This window comes from Actinopolymorpha cephalotaxi, from assembly GCF_013408535.1.
In the GTDB taxonomy this organism is placed as follows: domain Bacteria; phylum Actinomycetota; class Actinomycetes; order Propionibacteriales; family Actinopolymorphaceae; genus Actinopolymorpha; species Actinopolymorpha cephalotaxi.
In genome coordinates, this window is sequence record NZ_JACBZA010000001.1 from 6,392,765 (window position 1) to 6,410,521 (window position 17,757).

Annotated in this window: 19 protein-coding genes; 9 read left to right on the forward strand and 10 right to left on the reverse strand. The window is 70.3% G+C overall.

The genetic code is table 11. The features are described from left to right. Positions 1–5: 5 nt before the first annotated feature. From FHR37_RS28485 to FHR37_RS28515, 7 genes are all read right to left on the reverse strand, one after another. A complete protein-coding gene (locus FHR37_RS28485) occupies positions 6–1,964 on the reverse strand; it encodes an APC family permease (protein ID WP_092886720.1) in 1,959 nt (652 codons plus the stop codon). Between the two features lie 169 nt (positions 1,965–2,133). Further along, the gene (locus FHR37_RS28490; protein WP_092886568.1) at positions 2,134–2,529 is read right to left on the reverse strand and encodes a VOC family protein; all 396 of its coding nucleotides are present in this window, start codon (positions 2,527–2,529) and stop codon (positions 2,134–2,136) included. Between the two features lie 54 nt (positions 2,530–2,583). After that, positions 2,584–3,252: an excalibur calcium-binding domain-containing protein gene (locus FHR37_RS31065; RefSeq protein WP_202818284.1), complete on the reverse strand. Its 669-nt coding sequence runs from the start codon at positions 3,250–3,252 to the stop codon at positions 2,584–2,586. A 139-nt stretch (positions 3,253–3,391) separates the two neighbouring features. Further along, positions 3,392–4,753, reverse strand: a complete 1,362-nt coding sequence (locus FHR37_RS28500; protein WP_092886566.1) for a hypothetical protein — start codon at positions 4,751–4,753, stop codon at positions 3,392–3,394. A 113-nt stretch (positions 4,754–4,866) separates the two neighbouring features. Continuing rightward, positions 4,867–5,241, reverse strand: coding sequence for a PH domain-containing protein (locus FHR37_RS28505; RefSeq protein WP_092886564.1), 375 nt, complete (start codon positions 5,239–5,241; stop codon positions 4,867–4,869). 34 nt (positions 5,242–5,275) lie between these two features. Then, a complete protein-coding gene (locus tag FHR37_RS28510; protein WP_092886562.1) occupies positions 5,276–6,916 on the reverse strand; it encodes an alpha-L-arabinofuranosidase C-terminal domain-containing protein in 1,641 nt (546 codons plus the stop codon). Positions 6,917–6,983: 67 nt separating this feature from the next. Next, complete coding sequence (locus FHR37_RS28515; protein ID WP_202818283.1) at positions 6,984–7,859, reverse strand: helix-turn-helix domain-containing protein; 876 nt, start codon at positions 7,857–7,859, stop codon at positions 6,984–6,986. Between the two features lie 132 nt (positions 7,860–7,991). Between FHR37_RS28515 and FHR37_RS28520 the strand changes: the two genes are divergently transcribed. Both FHR37_RS28520 and FHR37_RS28525 read left to right on the forward strand, forming a co-directional pair. Then, positions 7,992–9,083 (forward strand): aldo/keto reductase, encoded by a 1,092-nt coding sequence (locus FHR37_RS28520; protein WP_237768992.1) that lies wholly within the window; start codon positions 7,992–7,994, stop codon positions 9,081–9,083. Between the two features lie 75 nt (positions 9,084–9,158). Then, a complete protein-coding gene (locus FHR37_RS28525; RefSeq protein WP_237768991.1) occupies positions 9,159–9,713 on the forward strand; it encodes an ArsR family transcriptional regulator in 555 nt (184 codons plus the stop codon). A gap of 13 nt (positions 9,714–9,726) precedes the next feature. Here the strand turns inward: FHR37_RS28525 and FHR37_RS28530 are convergent, their stop codons facing one another. Next, complete coding sequence (locus FHR37_RS28530; RefSeq protein WP_139239106.1) at positions 9,727–10,767, reverse strand: Gfo/Idh/MocA family protein; 1,041 nt, start codon at positions 10,765–10,767, stop codon at positions 9,727–9,729. 243 nt (positions 10,768–11,010) lie between these two features. Here FHR37_RS28530 and FHR37_RS28535 point away from each other — a divergent pair, with 243 nt between their 5' ends. From FHR37_RS28535 to FHR37_RS28550, 4 genes are read left to right on the forward strand one after another with little or no spacing between them, the layout of a single operon-like run. After that, positions 11,011–11,505: a MarR family winged helix-turn-helix transcriptional regulator gene (locus tag FHR37_RS28535; protein ID WP_202818282.1), complete on the forward strand. Its 495-nt coding sequence runs from the start codon at positions 11,011–11,013 to the stop codon at positions 11,503–11,505. 4 nt (positions 11,506–11,509) lie between these two features. Continuing rightward, entirely contained in the window at positions 11,510–11,935 is a 426-nt protein-coding gene (locus FHR37_RS28540) for an organic hydroperoxide resistance protein (protein ID WP_092886556.1), read from the forward strand. Next, entirely contained in the window at positions 11,932–12,933 is a 1,002-nt protein-coding gene (locus tag FHR37_RS28545) for an NADP-dependent oxidoreductase (protein WP_092886554.1), read from the forward strand. The genes FHR37_RS28540 and FHR37_RS28545 overlap by 4 nt, the downstream gene beginning before the upstream one ends. Before the next feature lie 26 nt (positions 12,934–12,959). Continuing rightward, positions 12,960–13,898 carry a lipid kinase gene (locus FHR37_RS28550; protein ID WP_092886552.1) on the forward strand — a complete coding sequence of 313 codons (939 nt, stop codon included), beginning with the start codon at positions 12,960–12,962 and terminating at the stop codon, positions 13,896–13,898. Between the two features lie 77 nt (positions 13,899–13,975). Here the strand turns inward: FHR37_RS28550 and FHR37_RS28555 are convergent, their stop codons facing one another. Beyond that, complete coding sequence (locus FHR37_RS28555) at positions 13,976–14,449, reverse strand: VOC family protein (RefSeq protein ID WP_237768990.1); 474 nt, start codon at positions 14,447–14,449, stop codon at positions 13,976–13,978. Positions 14,450–14,465: 16 nt separating this feature from the next. Between FHR37_RS28555 and FHR37_RS28560 the strand changes: the two genes are divergently transcribed. Both FHR37_RS28560 and FHR37_RS28565 read left to right on the forward strand, forming a co-directional pair. Further along, a complete protein-coding gene (locus FHR37_RS28560; RefSeq protein ID WP_202818281.1) occupies positions 14,466–15,107 on the forward strand; it encodes a CGNR zinc finger domain-containing protein in 642 nt (213 codons plus the stop codon). Positions 15,108–15,177: 70 nt separating this feature from the next. Next, positions 15,178–16,734, forward strand: a complete 1,557-nt coding sequence (locus tag FHR37_RS28565; protein ID WP_092886548.1) for an FAD-dependent oxidoreductase — start codon at positions 15,178–15,180, stop codon at positions 16,732–16,734. A 93-nt stretch (positions 16,735–16,827) separates the two neighbouring features. On the opposite strand, the gene FHR37_RS28570 is transcribed toward FHR37_RS28565, so the two are convergent. After that, positions 16,828–17,157 (reverse strand): putative quinol monooxygenase, encoded by a 330-nt coding sequence (locus FHR37_RS28570; RefSeq protein WP_092886546.1) that lies wholly within the window; start codon positions 17,155–17,157, stop codon positions 16,828–16,830. 181 nt (positions 17,158–17,338) lie between these two features. Between FHR37_RS28570 and FHR37_RS28575 the strand changes: the two genes are divergently transcribed. Next, positions 17,339–17,755, forward strand: a complete 417-nt coding sequence (locus FHR37_RS28575) for a YciI family protein (RefSeq protein WP_092886544.1) — start codon at positions 17,339–17,341, stop codon at positions 17,753–17,755. The last annotated feature ends 2 nt before the right edge of the window (positions 17,756–17,757 follow it).

Genomic DNA, 17,757 nt, shown 5'->3' on the forward strand with positions numbered 1-17,757 from the left:
CGGAGTCAGCCCACGTGGACGTGCGGGCGCCGGGCCGGATCGGGCTCGGCCTCGCGCAGAACCTCCCGGGTGACCGGGGCGACCTCGCCCACGCCGATGAGGAGGAACCTCGCCAGGTTGGTGAGCGGGTTGCCCTCGGTCCACTCGAAATGGATGTGCGGGCGCATTCCGGTGCGGTCGCGGATGTCCAGCAGCAGGGCGGCCAGCGCGTTGGGCACCGTGGAGCTTTCCATCCGCAGTACGCGGTACTTGCCGTGCAGGACCAATCCGTGCACGTTCAGACTGGACTCGAACTCCGACGGGTCGCGGACGAGGACCTCGGCGAAGATGATGTCGTCCTCGACCGGGACGTCGGCGTCCGCACGAATCTGGCGGAGCTTCTCGCGGTACTCCGCCACGTCACCCGCGCCGGGCTCGTTCGCGACCAGCCGCACCCTGCGCCGGGCGCAGTCACGGACGAACCGCTGAGCCGTCTCGTCCAGGGTGACCTCGGTGACCCGCAACTCGAAGGCGCGGTAGGAGCGGGACAGCAACGAGACGGCGATGATGGCGGCGATGAAGCAGGCGCCGATCTTCACCCCGTCGGGGCGTTCGGCGATGTTGGCCAGAGTCGTGTAGACGAAGACCGCCGCGATCACGCCGAACGCCGTGGTCCAGTGGTGTTCGCGTGCGCGGCGGGCGGCGATGGTCACCGCCACGGCGGCGGAGGTGATCAGCACGAGCACGCCGGTCGCGTACGCCCCACCCTGTGCGTTGACGTCCGCCTGGAAGATCCAGGTGATGAGGAACGCCACTCCGGTCAGCACCAGCACCATCGGGCGGGCAGCCTGCGCCCAGTGCGGTGCCATGCCGTACCTCGGCAGGTATCGCGGCAGGAGGTTCAGCAGTCCGGCCATCGCCGACGCCCCGGCGAACCACAGGATCGCCACCGTGGACAGGTCGTACACGCTGCCGAACCCGCTGCCGAGGTACTCGTGCGCGACGTAGGCCAGTGCCCGTCCATAGGCGGGCTGTCCGGGCTGGAAGGCCTTCGCCGGAATGAGCAACGTGGTGACGATACTGCTGGTGATCAGGAAGACGCTCATGATCAGCGCGGCGGTGGTGAGGAGCTTCCGCGTGCCCCGGATCCGGCCGGTCGGCCGCTCCTCGGTGTCGTCGGGATCGCCCTTGATGTGCGGCATCACCGCCACACCGGTCTCGAAGCCTGACAGGCCCAGTGCCAGCCTGGGAAAAACCAGCAGTGCAAGGGCGATCATCAAGAACACGTCGCCGTGCTGGGTGGTCAGTGCCCGGCTCCAGTCGGCGACGACGTGCGGTGCGGTGACCACGTGCCACAGTCCGACGGTGACGACGACGGCGTTCAGGGTGAGGAAGACCGCGACCAGGGCGACCGCCACCCCGATCGCCTCCTTGAACCCCTTCAGGAACACCGCCCCGAGAACGGCAAGAAACACCAGGGTGATGCCGACCTGGTGGGTGTCGAACACCGCGGGCACGTGCGGGTTGTTGATGACGTGCGCGGTGGCGTCGGCGGCGGACAGCGTCATGGTGATGACGAAGTCGGTGGCCGCGAATCCCAGCAGCCCGAGCACGAACAGCTTGCCTCTCCAGAACGGCAGCAGGCGTTCGAGCATCGCGATCGACCCCATGCCGTGCGGGCTCTCCCGCGCCACCCGGCGGTAGACCGGCAGCGCACCGAAGAGGGTGACCAGCACCAGTACGACCGTGGCCAGCGGCGAGAGCAGGCCGGCCGCCAGGGCCGCGATCCCGGGCTGGTATCCGAGCGTGGAGAAGTAGTCCAGCCCGGTCAGGCACATCACCTTCCACCAGGGACTGCGTGGATGGGAGTGGTCCGGTTCGCTGAACGCCGCCAGCCGCCGGGACCGGCGGGGCATCCCCTCCAACAGCCACTGGCGCAAACCTCGCGAAACCGACCGGCCGCCGGTGTTGCTGGGTTCGGCCACGGTGTGCTCCCGTCCCACCGCCGTCGAGCGGACGTCGAGGGGGTTTCTCCTTCACAGTAGGAGAGACGGGCCTGCCGCGAGACGCGATCGCGTCATCCCACGGTCATCGGGCGCGAATGCGCGCGGGCCGGGCGAACCGGACGCGGCAGTCCCTTCGGGGCACGGCCCTTCAGGCGATGCCGGTGACCGCGCCGGCCTCGTCGGTGACGTAGAGACCCTTGGACAGGTCCACCAGGACGAGGAGGTTGCCGAACGGGTCGGCGGCGACGACGACCCGGCCCACCGGAATGTCGGACGGTCCGCTGACGATCCGCCCGCCCGCCACGCGGACGGCCTCCGCCGCCTCGTCGACGGAGCCCACCAGCCAGTTGGGGGCGTACGTCTGCTCGGTGGTGAGGACGAGTTCGGTGTCGCTGTCCGGGAGCCGCAGCCCTGCCTGCCCGACGGCGTCGTTACGCCACACCAGGGCGTGGCCGAGACGCTCGCGGTAGAAGGCGAGCCCGCTGTCCAGGTCGGGCACCGGGACCGTAACAGCGTCAACCTTGCGCAGCACGGGCTCCGTCATGCCGGAGAGCCTACGGCCAGGCAAGGCCTCTCCTGTGCAGGCAGCGCTTGCTCTTCACCTCTCGCAGACCGAACCGTCACCGTCGCGGTCCCGGTACCAGTCGTACTCGGGATCCACGCCCTGCTGATATGGGCCGAAGCCAGCGGCGTTGGCCGCCTTGCAGGTGTCGAATCGGGGATCGGTCCCAGAACTGCCGTCGGAGGAGTCGTCCGAGGTATTCCCACTGTCAGGCGAGTCATCGGAGGACTCTAACTCGTCGGAGCCGGTCGAGTCGCTGGCGCTCCAGGAGTCGTTTTTCCCTACCGAGCCGTCGGAACTCGCTCCGGATTGGTGCGGCAGCGTTTCGCAGGCGACTCCATCGTTGTCCCTATCCAAGCCGCTGGGATCGGAGGGGTCCTGGTCGTAGACCGCCTGGGACTCTTCCTGGGTGGAGAAGTCGCTGCAGTTCAGGTCGTCGGAGTAGTCAGCACCTGCGTTCGCGTCGGCCTCCGCGCCAATCGCCGCGTCCTCGGGCGTCGACTCATCCGCGGGAGTCTCGGTCGGCGTGGGTGTGGCGGTCGCGGTCGCAGTCGGGTCGAGGGAACCAGCCGCATCGCCGGACGCGTCGGGCCCGTCCGACCCGCCGCAGTGAGATATGAGAACGAAGGCAATAAAGCCGATGAGAATGAGGCAGCCCCGCCCTCCTCCACTGTTGGAACGCGCCGACGCACGTGTACGAGACAAGAGATCCCCCCGGACCAGTCATGATGAGCCACCCGTACGCCGTGAGGCCGCGGCATACGGGTGGCAAGGTCGTTGACTAACCCGCAAAGACAGTCTCAGGTTGCGTCAGCGCGAATGTCGGTTCTGCAATGTGGCGTTGTCAGTCGGCGGTGGCGGTCAGGACCAGGCGGCCGTAGTCGCCGTACAACCCGCCCACCTGGACGTAGTACGTCGTTCCGGCGGTCGTCCCCAGGTCGACGCGAGCCTGCAGGGTGGTCGGCGGCAGCGGGAAGCCGGGGCCGTCCTCGTCGTTGCAGGCAACGGGTTCGAGCCCGTCGTCGGTGGCGGTGTAGACGGCGAGCACGGTGTCGAAGTCGCTGCCGGCGGTGTCGAGGTGAAGGATCCCGCCGGTGCCCTGCACGGCGTACCACAGGGTGCGGGACACCGGCCCAGCCGCGCACGGCATGTCCGCCTCGGCCTCCTCGACGGCTCCGCGGGTGGAGGTGTGGACCGTCGTACCCGGCCTCAGGGCGGCCGCCGTCGCGAAGGTGTCGTTGCCCGGTGCGGGGCCGCCCGGCTTGGGTCCCTCCGCAGCGCTGATCTTCTCGCGGGTGAGGATCTCCAGGTGCTCGCAGGTGGCGTCGACCGAACCCCAGGGCAGATCCGCCTGTGCGGTCACCGCGTACGGCGTGACCTTCTGCACCACGCGGGCCTTGGACGTACGCAGAACGCTGGTGGTGGTCTCGCCCGTGGGTCGCGCGGTCACCGAGACCGGGACGTTCGCGATCACCTCGGCGGTCTCGGAGTCGCGCAGCGGAAGCGTCGCCACGAACTCGTCCACCGGTTCGACCGGGCCGAACAGGTTGTACTGCCGGCCGTCGTGCTCGACGTCCACGGAGAGGAAGTACTCACCCTCCGCGGGGCCGAACAACCCGACCACCGCGTTGCCCTCACAGCGCACCGAGTCGAACAGTTGCCGCTCCGACCGCACCGTCGCTGCCGGGGAGTTGGAGCGGTACGTGACGAGCGTGGACGTCCCCGTGCAGTCGAGGGACGCGATCGTGTAGCGGGGCAGGACGAGCGTCGGCCGCACGGCCAGCGTGGACGCGACGGTGTGCGACTTCACGTGCTGGTTGCCGTTGTCGTTACGCCCGTCGGTTTCCACCTGGGCGGTGACCGTCGTGGTCGCCGTGAACGCACCGCTGCCGGCGGGCTCACCCTCGGCGTCGTAGACGTCCAGCTCGTACGAGGGTGAGCCGTCGTTCCAGCTGCCGATGCCGTACGCGTTCAGGACAGGAGCGTCGTCCGGGCCGACCGCCGCGTACGCGAAGTCGCCGAAGTCGGAGGAGGCGCCCGCGGTGACGAACACCGCTTCGCCGGTCGTGGTGGTCCCCGAGCACTGCAGCCCTGCGTGGAAGGAGGTCTGCGTGGTGGGTGGCGCCGCGCTCGCCGACGTGCTCGCCATCCCGCCGGCAAGAATGGCGAACGCGGCAACGCCTGCGACTCTGCCGAACCTCTTCATCTGTCCCCCCGGCTACGGAACTCGCGACCGCACCGGGCGACGCCTGCCGCCGTCCGGTGGCGAAGATCGTAAAGGCAGACAGCGGGTGTGTGTAATGGTTTCGCAAAAACCGGTCAGAGTACGTAGCCGGCGATCAGCTGACCCAGTTGCCGGATGTCGGAGCTCCCCTTGAACTCCAGGCGTACCTTGCCCAGGCCGCTGAACCAGAGGTCGAGTTCGGCGTCCAGGTCGAACGTCCCCGAGGTCTCGACCGAGAACGCCTGAATCTTGTTGTACGGAAGAGAGGTGAAGTCCCTCTTCTTACCCGTCAGCCCCTGAACGTTGACGGCGATCAGACGCTTGTCCGTGAAGACCACGAAGTCGCGCATCGCCTTGAAGGAGCTGACCACCTGCTCCCCCGGAATGAGAAGCGGCGCCACCAGCGGTGCGAGGTCAGTGGTCGGGCACGGGTTGAGTTTGAAGACGGACCCGTTGGCGAAGTCGATCATCGCGCCACGATAGCGCCGCTGGGAGTCGCCGGGTTCAGAGCGTGAACGACAGGACGGTCACCGAGTGGGGCGGGAAGTCGAACTCGCCGGACGGCACGTCCACCCGGCCGCGATCGCGGACGCACACGTTGCCAGGGTTGCTCAGGCTGTTGCCGGCGAGCACGTCGTCGACGTCGGCACCGAGGTCACGGACGTCCGCGGTGGGCGGCAGTGCCTCGGCCCTTGCATCGAGGATGATCCGCGCCCTGATCGGAGCTGAGCGGTGCCGGTTGATCACCGCGACCCGTAGGAAGCGCCGGTCCTCGGTGAGGGTCGCGCTCACATCGAGATACGCGACGACGGCCGGACGTGTGGTGTGCAGGCCGCCGCGCTCGCGTTCGTCGCCCTGGCGTACGGCCGCGGTCCTGGCCGGGCCGTCGACCTGGGTCGCGAGCGCGCGGGAGCCCAGTGAGTTCTGGTAGAGGTCCCAGACGTGGTAGGACGCCGACTTCACCGCGCCGCCGGGACGGGCGACGACCAGACCGTTGGCGTTGACCAGGTTGACGGTGTTCGCCATCGTCGGGGGTACGGGCAGGTCGGAGCCACGGTGCAGGGCATGGAACACCCCGGCGTAGAACAACGCGTCCGCCAGGGTGCGGGGGCTCCAGCGGTTGACGCGGAGCTTCGCCGGCGACCCGCCGGCCGCCGCGACGTCCCGCGGAACGACCCCGCCGTCGTCGGAGGGCAACGGCTCGGGCCAGCCCGCGGGCTCCAGGTGCCGGATGTTCCACTCGTCCAGGGCCAGTGCCAACGGACGGTTGACACCCGCCTTCGCGGCCAGGTCGGAGACGAGGTGGGAGTAGTCCTGGATGCGTTGTTCGAAGTACGTCGGTTGCGCCACCACCGCGTCGTAGTCGTCGTCACCGGACGCGGGCGAGAACAGATGCGTGCTCGCGCCGTACAGGTGAAGCGACACGTAGTCGACCAGGTTGCCCGCCTGCTCCAGCAACGGGCGCGTCCACTCCTCCTGCTGCCACGGGATCCCGACCGCGACGAGCTTGATGTCGGGGTCGACCAGGCGCATGAACCGCGCGTGCTCGCGGGCCGCGGCGGCGTACTCGTCCGCCGTCCGGTGGCCGTACTGCCACGGTCCGTAGACCTCGTTACCGATTCCCCAGTAGCGGACGCCGTACGGCTCAGCTCGGCCGTTCTCCGCGCGCCGGCGGGTGTAGGCGGTGTCGGCTTGGCTGTTGGCGTACTCCACCCAGCGCACCGCCTCGTCGACGTCGCGGCAGTTGTGCACGAGGTACGGCTCGGTGCCGACCTCGGCGCACCAGGCAAGGAACTCGTCGGTGCCGAAGCGGTTGGTCTCCAGCCCGCCCCAGGCCAGCTCCAGCCTACGGGGCCGTGAGTCGCGTGGGCCGATGCCGTCCTCCCAGCGGTACGGCGACGCGAAGTTGCCACCCGGCCAGCGAACGATCGGCAGGCCGAGCTCCTGGCACAGTGTCAACACGTCCTTGCGCAGGCCGCTTCGAGCGCCGGGGCCGTCGTAGGACAACGGGGATCCCTCGTCGAAGACGCCGCCCTCGATGTTGCCGAAGAACGAGGACTCGAGGAAGTGGCCGTAGATCTGCGGGTCGATGCGGCCCACCTCGCGGCTCCGGTCGATCAGGATGGTCGCGGTCGGCTGGGTCACGAGTGCTCTCCCGGGTCTGTGGTACGACGACGTGCAATCTTCCCGTTAGATGGGTGATGTCGCCCGGCTAACGGACAGGACGCACCTCCGCGCGGTCGTCGGCGAGGGCGTCAAGTGCTGCTTGCGATGCGGGATCGGCGGCGCGGTAGAAGATGAGCCGCTGACTCGGGTCCTGCAGCGGTGTCAGCACCTGGTACTCGATGGTCAGCGGCCCGACCCGGGGATGCAGCAGCGACTTGTGCCCTCGCCCGTTGACGCGTACGTCCCGCAGCGCCCACAGCCGGGCGAACACCTCGTCCTGCGACGTGAGCTCGTCCACCAGCGTGGCAAGATCCGTGTCGTCGGGACGGGTGGCCCAGGCGGCGCGCAGGTCGGCGATGCCCTCGCGGATCACGCGTTCCCGGTCGACGTAGAACTCCTGCATGCCCGGATGCAGGATGCAGATCCACAGCACGTTGCGATGCTCGGGCGGCAGCGCGCCGAAGTCCACCATCAGGCCGGCCATTTCGGCGTTCCAGGCGAGGATGTCCAGCCGGTGGTTGAGCAACATCGCCGGCAGCGGCGACAGGTCGTGCACCAGCTGGGCAAGGGCCGCATCGACGTGAGCCTCCTTCCGCGTGCCGGGACCGCGTTCGGGCGTGCGGTGTGCGGTCCGCTGGTGCGCCAGGTCGAACAGATAGGCCCGCTCGTCCCCGTCCAGCCGCAGCGCGCCCGCCAGCGCGTCCAGTACCTCCGCGGACGGCCGCAGACCCCGCCCCTGCTCCAGGCGTACGACATAGTCGACGCTGACGCCGGCCAGCTCCGCCACCTCTTCACGGCGCAGCCCCGGCGTGCGGCGGGCCCGGCGACTGTCCGGGAGACCGACGGCCTCAGGCGACAGGCGTTCGCGACGGGTGCGCAGGAACGCCGCCAGCTCGGCTGTGGTGTCGATCGTCGTGGCCACCTTCGCGATTCTAGGCCGGGGAAGCGCGAAGGTAGGAAAGCCAGTCCCAGGAAGACCTTTCCCTTACCCGGCCCCAGCCGGCAGGCCGAAGGTGTACGCGTAGGAGTTCGTACGACCTTCCTGGAGTCACACGTGACCACCTCCCTCTCCCGCGACCTCTCGCTCGACAGCTACCGACTGCTGGGCCGTTCGGGCCTGCGGGTCTCGCCCATGGCACTGGGCACGATGACGTTCGGCTCGGACTGGGGCTGGGGTGCGGACAAGGACGAGGCGCGCCGCATCTTCGACGCCTACGTCGACCGCGGCGGCAACTTCGTCGACACCGCCAACCAGTACACCAACGGCACCGCGGAGGAGTTCGTCGGCGAGTTCGCGGGCGGGCGGCGCGACCAGCTCGTGATCGCCACGAAGTACACCCTGATCGCCAGGCCCGGCGACCCGAACTCCGGCGGCAACCACCGCAAGAGCATGGTCCAGTCGGTCGAGCGCAGCCTGCGCCGGATGGGCACCGACTACCTCGACCTGCTCTACCTGCACGCCTGGGACGGCACGACCCCGGTCGAGGAGGTCATGCGTGCGATGGACGACCTCGTACGCGCCGGCAAGGTGCTCTACGCCGGCATCTCCGACACGCCCGCCTGGCAGGTGGCCCGGATGCAGACCCTCGCCGACCTGCGCGGATGGTCGCCGCTGGTCGCGCTGCAGATCGAGTACAGCCTGCTGCAGCGGACCGTGGAACGCGACCTGATCCCGATGGCCCACGAGCTCGGCCTCGGCGTCGTCCCGTGGTCGCCGCTGGGCAGTGGAGTGCTGACCGGGAAGTACTCGCGCGCGGACCTGCCGTCCGCGGACGGCCAGGTCTCCGCCGGCGCCGTCGGAACCCGCCGGGACGTCGCCATCGGCAATGGCAGCCTCACCGAACGCGCGCTGGAGATCGCCGACGTCGTACGCGACGTGGCCGCCGAGGTGGGTCACTCACCCGCCCAGGTGGCGATCGCCTGGACGCTGCTCAACCCCGCGGTCACCGCACCGATCGCCGGCGTACGGACGATGGCGCAGCTGGAGGACAACCTAGGTGCGCTGGACGTGCGGTTCACTCCCGAGCAGGTGGCCCGGCTGGAGGCCGCGAGCGCGGTCGAGCTCGGGTTCCCGCACGACTTCCTGGCGCAGCCGATGACGCGGGGCGTGATGTTCGGCGATCTCCAGCTGACCCCTCGCGGGTGATCAACGCCGAAGCCTGGGAGTTCTCACAAGTGGTAAGGTACGTTACCAGTTATGAGAACGTCCCAGCTGCTTCCGTTGCTGCGCTCGCAGGCTCAGGGCAGCCTCCTGGCGCAGCTGTACCTTCACCCTGAGACGGAATACAGCCTGACCGATCTCGCCCGAGCATTACGGGTGAGCGTGAAGACGATCCACCACGAAGCGGACAGGCTGTCCGAAGCAGGCTTGATCAAGTCCCGGCGGCGGGGCAACCTCCGGCTGGTCTCCGCTGACACCGGTCATCGACTGGTTGCCCCGCTCACCGACCTCCTGGTGGCGACCTACGGGCCGCTACCAGTGATGTCGGACCTGCTCAGCCCGATCGCCGGCGTCGAGCAGGCGTTCATCTACGGCTCCTGGGCCGCACGGCACACCGGCGAAGCGGGACCCGTACCGGCAGACCTCGATGTGCTGGTGGTCGGCAACGCCGACCTCGACGAACTCGACGAGGCCGCTCGGCAAGCACGGCAGCAGCTTCGGTTCGAGGTCAACGTCCATCGAGTCGGACGCGCCGAGTGGGAGTCGCCTTCCGACGATCCCTTCCTTGCTCACTTACGATCTCGTCCCTTGGTCGAAGTCGAGTTGGCTCGTTGAGTAGTCCGGCGGGTCAGGCGTAACCCGTCTGGCGGCGGGCTTCCTCGATGATCCGGACCTGGCGCCGCACGCTCTCCGGCGTGACGAACAGGTCCGCGCCCGCACGCAGGGTCGCCTCCAGCCGGTCGTAGTAGCGCAGTGCGGCCGACCGGGTGCCGCGGCCTAGCGTGCGGACCTCCTCCTGCCAGTCGATCGCCTCGCCGCTGCCGTACCTTCGGCCCGCCGCCGGACCCTCGTCCAGGTGCGGCGCGTTGGCGGCGGCCTCGTCGAACCACCGGGTCGTGAATGTCTGCCCGTCGCCGACCAGCGCGCCGGTGGTGCCGGTGATCTGCCAGTCCGGCTGGGGAATCGCCATGCACATGCTGGACTCGACCTCGGCGAGCGGGAGGTTCGGTCCGCGCAAGGTCAGCTTGACATGATCCTCGGCGTCGCCCCGGCCGACCGTGTGCCGCAGGTCCGCGAACACCTCCGCCGGTTCCTCGTCCAACAGCAACAGGACCTGGTCGAGCACGTGCGGAGTGGTGTTGGACAGTTCGCCGCCGCCGTACTTGCGCAGCGTCTGCCAGTCGGCCCGCCGCTGGAAGCGGTGGACGGTACGCCGGAGCAGGATCGGCTTCCCCAGCAGGCCGGAAGCCAGTACCTGCCGTACGAAGTCGAAGTCCACGTCCAGCCGCCGCGGCAGGTAGCAGGTGAGCACCCGGTCGGCCCGGTCGGCGGCGGCGATCAGTTCGTCCATCTCCGCCACCGACGCGGCCATCGGCTTCTCCACGACGACGTGGCTGCCGGCCTCGAGGGCGGCGAGGGTGAGCGGGACGTGGGTGTGGGACGGCGTGGCCACGACGACGATGTCCAGGCCCTCGGTGCCGATCACACCCTCCGGCTCGGTGTGGGCCGCGCAGCCGAAGCGCTCCTCGGCCTCTCGGCGTCGCTCCGGCACCGGGTCGGCGACCGCTGCCACCTCGAATCCCTCGTGGTCGGCGATGGCGTCGGCGTGGATGTTCCACCCGCTCCTGCCCAGCCCGATGATCCCGACCCGAAGCGGTGCGTCCGCCATGCCAGTCCCTCCGTCGTGCCAGTCGTGCCAGTCGTGCCAGTCGTGCCAGTCGCGCCCGTCGCGTTCGACCGAGTACGGCCGGTGTCGTCCCGGCCGTCGCGGGTCAGCCTGCCGCGCGGAGTGGGTACGGGCCAAGCCGGCGGCCTGTGACGGCCAGTGACCCGGTGCGGACCGCGCGGCGGGAGACCAGGGTCACAGTCGATTAAGTTGTGCACAATTTGATCGGGCAATACCGTGGGGCAGGTGACCAAGCTGGAACTGCGCCACCAGGTGTGCTTCGCGCTCTACGCGGCGTCCCGCGCCGTCACCGACGTCTACCGGCCGATCCTGGAGGAGCTGGGGCTGACGTACCCGCAGTACCTCGTGCTGCTGGTGCTCTGGGAGCGGGACCCGGATCCCGCGACGGTCAAGGACCTGGGGGCCGCTCTGGAGCTGGACTCCGGCACGCTCTCGCCACTGCTCAAGCGGCTGGCCGCCGCGGGACTGGTCACCCGGTCCCGCTCGGTCCGGGACGAGCGGGTGGTCGAGGTGGCACTCACCGCCGCCGGTCGGGCCCTGCGCGACCGGGTCGGCGAGGTGCCCCGGCAGGTCGCCGAGGCGACCGGACTGTCCGAGGACGAACTGCTGTCGCTGCGGCACACGCTGACCAGGATCACCGACGCCGTCCACCACCAGCAGGCCGGTGTCCACCAAGACCAGCAAGACCAGCAACAACGGCAACAACAGAAGGAGAACTGACGACATGCAGGTCCTCTACACGGCCCAGGCACTTGCCACGGGTGACGGGCGGGACGGACACGTCACCACCTCCGACGGCTCGATCGACCTCGATCTCGCCGTCCCGAAGGAGATGGGCGGGGCCGGCGGAGCCGCCAACCCCGAACTGCTCTTCGCGGCCGGGTACTCGGCCTGCTTCCACTCCGCACTTCGGGCCGTGGCCCGCAAGGCCAAGGCCGACGTCACCGGCTCCACCGTTCAGGCGCGGGTCGGCATCGGCGCCACCGGCGCCGGTGGCTACGGGCTGACCGTCGAGCTCGCCGTCGACCTGCCCGAGGTCGACCCGGCCACCGCCACGCAACTGGTCGAGCAGGCCCACCAGGTCTGCCCGTACTCCGCCGCGACCCGGGGCAACATCGACGTCACGCTGACTGTGGGGGAGACCCGATGACCCAGGGACGAGAGATCCACCTGGCCAGCCGCCCGACCGGCTGGCCGACGCCGGAGAACTTCACGCTGGTCGAGGCGACGGTGCCCGACCCCGGTCCGGGGCAGGTCCTGGTCCGCAACGTGGTCATGTCGGTCGACCCGTACATGCGCGGCAGGATGAACGACGTCAAGTCCTACGTACCGCCGTTCCAGGTCGGCGCGCCGCTGGACGGCGGTGCGATCGGCGAGGTGGTCGCCTCCCAGGCCGACGGCCTGCGCCCCGGTGACCTGGTGCTGCACGGGCTCGGCTGGCGGGAGTACGCCGTGGTCGACGCCGCCGCGGCCCGCAAGGTCGACCCGGACCTGGCGCCGCTGTCGACGTACCTCGGAGTGCTGGGGATGACCGGCCTCACGGCGTACGCCGGACTGCTGGAGGTGGCGGCGTTCCGTCCCGGCGAGACGGTCTTCGTCTCGGCGGCGGCCGGCGCGGTGGGCAACCTGGTCGGTCAGATCGCCAAGCTCAAGGGTGCCGCCCGGGTGATCGGCAGCGCCGGCTCCGCGGCCAAGGTGCGACGGCTGGAGGAGGTCGGCTTCGACGCCGCCTTCGACTACCACGACGGGCCGGTGGCCGAGTCGCTGAAGGCGGCCGCGCCGGACGGCATCGACGTCTACTTCGACAACGTGGGCGGTGATCACCTGGAGGCGGCGCTCGGCTCGCTGCGCACCCACGGGCGGGTCGCGGTCTGCGGAATGATCAGCCAGTACAACAGCACCGAGCCGCCGGCCGCCCCGCGCAACCTGGGGTTGCTGATAGCCCAGCGTCTGACCGTCCGCGGCTTCCTGGTCGCCGACCACGCCGACCTGCAGGACCAGTTCGTCGGGGAGATGGCCGGCTGGCTGCGCGAGGACCGGGTCAAGTACGACGAGACGTTCGCCGACGGCATCGAGAACGCGCCGGACGCCTTCCTCGGCGTGCTGCGCGGCGACAACCTCGGCAAGATGCTGGTCCGGCTCGGCTGAGCCGCCCGCCCACGTAGCCTGGCCCGATGGCAGCGGAGAAGCGGTTCGATCGGGTCGCGCTGGTGGTGAACTCGGGTTCACGCAGCGGAGCCGCGGCGTTCGAGGACGCTCGCGGCCGGCTGCGTGACCTCGGGGTGCCGCTCGGTGAGTGCTACTCGGTCACCGACGGCGCCCGGCTGTCCGAGGTCGTCGCCGAGGTCGCGGACCACCACGACCTGGTGGTGGTCGGTGGCGGCGACGGCACCTTGAGTACGGCCGTCGACCACCTCGCGCCCCGCCGGACCGCTCTCGGCGTGCTTCCGCTGGGCACGGCGAACGACTTCGCCCGTACTCTCCGCATTCCGTTCGACCTCGCCGGTGCCTGCGAGACGATCGCGCACGGCAAGCTGGTCGACGTCGACCTGGGCCGGATCGGCGACAACCACTTCGTCAACGTCGCCTCGATCGGGCTGTCCGTCGGCGTCACCCAGGCGCTCACGTCGAGGATGAAGCGCCGGCTGGGACCGCTGGCGTACCCGCTCGCGGCGAGTCGCGCCTACCGTGCCCACCGGCCGTTCCGGGCCCGGCTGGAGTTCCCGGACGGCGACCACCCGCCGATGGACCTCGCCGACCTGCTGCAGGTGGCGGTCGGCAACGGCCGGCACTACGGCGGCGGCAACGTCGTCTCACCCACCGCGGGCATCGACGACGACACCCTGGACGTGTACGCCATCCCGAGGGGCAACCTGCACGACCATCTCAGCATCGCGCGGCTGCTGCGGAGCGGGCACTTCGTCCGGCACCGGAACGTCGTGCACGTGACCACCCGCCGGCTGAACCTGCACGCGGAGCCGGAGCAGGCGGTGAACGTCGACGGTGAGGTGGTGGCGACCACCCCGCAGGAGTTCGGCGTGCAGCGCAACGCGCTGGTCGTGCTCGTACCCCAGGAGTCCGACGCCGCGCGACTGGACACCGACCACCACTGACGCCGGGCCGGCAAGGCGGAGTTGACGCGAGTGCCGGCAAGGCGGAGTTGACACCCCGGACGCCGGGCTCGCCGGAGCTACTGGACGCAGAAGACGTTGCCCTCGGGGTCGGTCATGACCACGTGGTCGGTCCCCGGCTCCGACACCACCCGCAGCACCTTCGCGCCGCGCTCCTGCAGCCGGGCCACCTCGTCGTCGCGGCGCCCGGGCTCGGCGTGCACGTCGAGGTGGAGTTTGTTCTTGCCCGGCGTCGGGTCGGGCACCGCCTGGAACAGCAGCCGCCGGCCCAGACCCACCCCGGTCGAGCCGTCCACCGGGTCGTCGGGATGGCGTACGGCAGCGGCATGCAACCACGCCTTGCGGCCGTCCACCTCGGTGTACTGCGCCTCGGTGACGACGCCCGCGCCGAGCAGTCGGTCGATCAGCGCGGAGTGGTCCTCCACGTCGTAGCCGAGGGCGAACCCCCAGAAGTCGGCCAGCCGCAGCGGGTCCACACAGTCGACGACGAGTTTCCAGTGCAGGGGCATGAGTTCCTCCAGTTCGGACGACACCGTTTATAGTGGTTACGTGTCTGTACCCGCAACCGGTCTGCCCATGCACTCCCGGGACGGCGCCCGGTGGATCTTCGACCCGGGCGCCCTGTGCCTGGAGTTCCTGGTCACCGGCGGGCCCGGACCGCTGGCGAGGTGGGAGACGCTCGACCGGCCGGAGGGGCTGCGCACCTGGCTGGCGGACTCCCGGCTGCACCTCGACCCCGCCCAGGTGGACGTCACGGTCGCGGCGCTGGCGTCGGCCCGCCGGGTCCGCGACGCGCTGTGGCGCGTCGTCCACGACGCGGCTCACGGGACCACCCACGAGGCGGACGACGACGCGGGCGAGGAGGCGGAGCTGACGCCCACCCCCGAAGACCTGGCCGAGGTCAACCGCGCCGCCGCCCGCCCGCCCCTCGTGCCGCGGATCGCCGCCGACGGGACGCACGAGTGGACGCTCCCGGCGGACGCCGAGCAGGTGGTCTCGACCGTCGCCCGGGACGCGATCGACCTGCTGACCGGCCCGTACGCCGACCGGATCCGCGAGTGCGACGCGCACAACTGCCAACTGGTCTTCGTGGACACCTCGCGACCCGGCCGTCGGCGGTGGTGCTCGATGGAACGCTGCGGCAACCGCCACAAGCTCCGCGCGCTGCGGGCCCGCCGCGACCACTCCTGAGCATGTCGGTCCCCGCCCCGGGTAGGAGCGCCCTACACGAAGCGACGGTGGCGCGGGAGTAGGGGACGAGATGACCAGACATGCCAGCGTGTGGTTCGCCGGAGCGGAGGGGCCCACCTATCCGGCCCTGGACACCGACCTGGACGTCGACGTCGCGGTGGTCGGCGGCGGCCTGGTCGGGCTCACCACCGCCCTGCTCGCCCAGCGCGCGGGGCTGCAGACCGTCGTACTCGAAGCCCGCCGGATCGCCTCCGCGTCCTCCGGGCACACCACCGCCAAGGTCACCACGCAGCACGGCCTGATCTACGCCGAGCTCGCCAGGCGGCACGGCTGGACCGCCGCCGGTCAGTACGCCGCGGCCAACTCGGCCGGCATGGAGCTGGTGACCGACCTGGTGGAGCAGGGCGCCATCGACTGCCAGCTGACCCGTGCCCCGTCCTACGCGTACACCCTGGACGAGAGCCGGATCGGCGAGCTCGAGGCCGAGGTGACCGCGGCCACCAAGCTAGGGCTTGCGGCGAGCATGGCAGACACCGCCGAGCACCCCTTCGACGTCGCGGCAGCCGTGCGCTTCGACGACCAGTTGCACTTCCACCCGGTCCGCTACCTGCGCGCCGTCGCGGCCGCCGCGACCGAGGCAGGTGCCGGCGTCCACGAGGACACCCGCGTCACCGACGTGTCCGAGGGACACGACCACACGGTCACGGTGACCACTGAGTCCGGCGTGGTCCGGGCCCGGCACGTGGTGATGGCGACGCTGTTGCCGCTGGGCATGATCGGCGGCTACTTCGCGCGTACCCGCCCGCAACGGTCCTACGGTCTGGCCGCGCGGCTGAGCGGTCCCGCACCGACCGCGATGGCGTTGTCGGTCGACCAGCCGACCCGCTCGACGCGGCCGTGGCTGGACCCCGGACCGAACGGCATCGTCGTCGTCGGCAACGGCCACGAGACCGGAGCCGCGGACGTCGACACCGAGGAACAGGTCCGCGACCTGATCGAGTGGACGCGGAAGACGTTCGACGTGGAGGACGTGGAGTACACCTGGTCCGCGCAGGACTTCACCACCCCCGACCGCGTTCCGTACGTCGGAGCGGCACCCGGCCACCGTTCGGTCTGGGTGGCCACCGGGTTCGGCAAGTGGGGACTGAGCAACGGATCCGCCGCCGCGGTGATGCTGGTCGACGCCATGTCCGGCCGTTCCAACCCGTGGGCGTCGGCGTTCGACGCCCGCCGGATCGGCGACGTACGCGGAGTCGTGAAGACGGTCACCGACAACCTGCACGTCGGCAGGGAGTTCGTCGGCGGCTACCTCGGTACGCCCGAGGCGCGGACGCTCGACCAGGTGCTCCCCGGTACCGGCGGGCTGATCCGGGTGGGCGGGCAGGCGATGGGCGTCTACCGCGACCCGGCCGGCGCCCTGCACGGCGTACGCCCGACCTGCTCGCACCTGGGCTGCCGGCTGCACTGGAACGCGGCGGAGACCAGCTGGGACTGCAACTGCCACGGCTCCCGGTTCGACCCCGACGGCGCCGTCCTCACCGGCCCCGCGACCAGCCCGCTCCAGCCGCGCGACCCGGAGGCCACGGTGAACGCCCACGACAACCAGGACGCGGAGGACGTGGACTGACGCCTCAGCCTCGACCGGGTGGACGAACTGCTGGAGCGGAGCGTCCCCAACGAGTCGGTCCCGCTACGCGAAGCGGTCGGGGAGCTTCTCGGGCTACTCCCCGGAGACGGCCATCTCGCCGAGCTCGGACCAGTCGTCCCCGGGTGCCGTGACGTTGACGATGCGCGGCGTCCGGGCGAGATGGGGCGGCAGCGTCCGCCGCGCCTCCTGGAAGTGCGCGGACTGCACGTGCGCCGCGCCCGCGTCGTCGTCACGGAACGCCTCGACCAGGACGTACTCCGCCGGGTCGTCCAGGCTGCGCGACCAGTCGAACCACAGGCAGCCGGGCTCGCTCCGGGTCGCCTGGGTGAAGTCGGCGACGATCGCGGGCCACCGGTCGGCGTCCTCGGGTCGTACGTCGAACTTCGCGGTGATGAAGATCATGGGTCGCCTCCCGTGTCCGGTTTGTTCGTCACGCCACACCGTAGCGGGGAGACCCGACACCCGAGGTCGCCGGAAAAATGGTGCGCGATCCTGGTCGGAGCTGTCCGAGTGGCCGCGGCGGCCTCGACGTCCCGGGTGAGCGGCGCCGGACCCCGGCGTCTCGCCGAGAGGGAGTGAACCCATGAAGTACATGATCCTGACGTACGCCTCACAGCAGGACTACGACGGCATGGCCGGCAAGGGCGGGGACCAGCCGGCCTGGTCGGAGGAGGACTTCGCCGCGATGGGCGCGTTCATGGAGAAGTTCAACGCCGACCTCGCGGCGTCCGGTGAGCTGGTCGAGACGCGCGGCCTGGACGCGCCGGTGCACACCCGGAGGCTGGGGTCGAGGGACGGCCGGCCGGTGGTGACGGACGGGCCGTACGCCGAGACCCAGGAGGTGCTGGCCGGCTACTGGATCGTGGAGTGCGACAGTTTCGACCGGGCCACCGAGCTCGCCGCCCGGCTGGCCGACTGCCCGGGGCCGGAGCACGTCCGGGCCACCGCGTACGCCGACGTCCGGCCGTTGGTGGAGTCACGGTCCGAGCTGGAGGCGTGAGC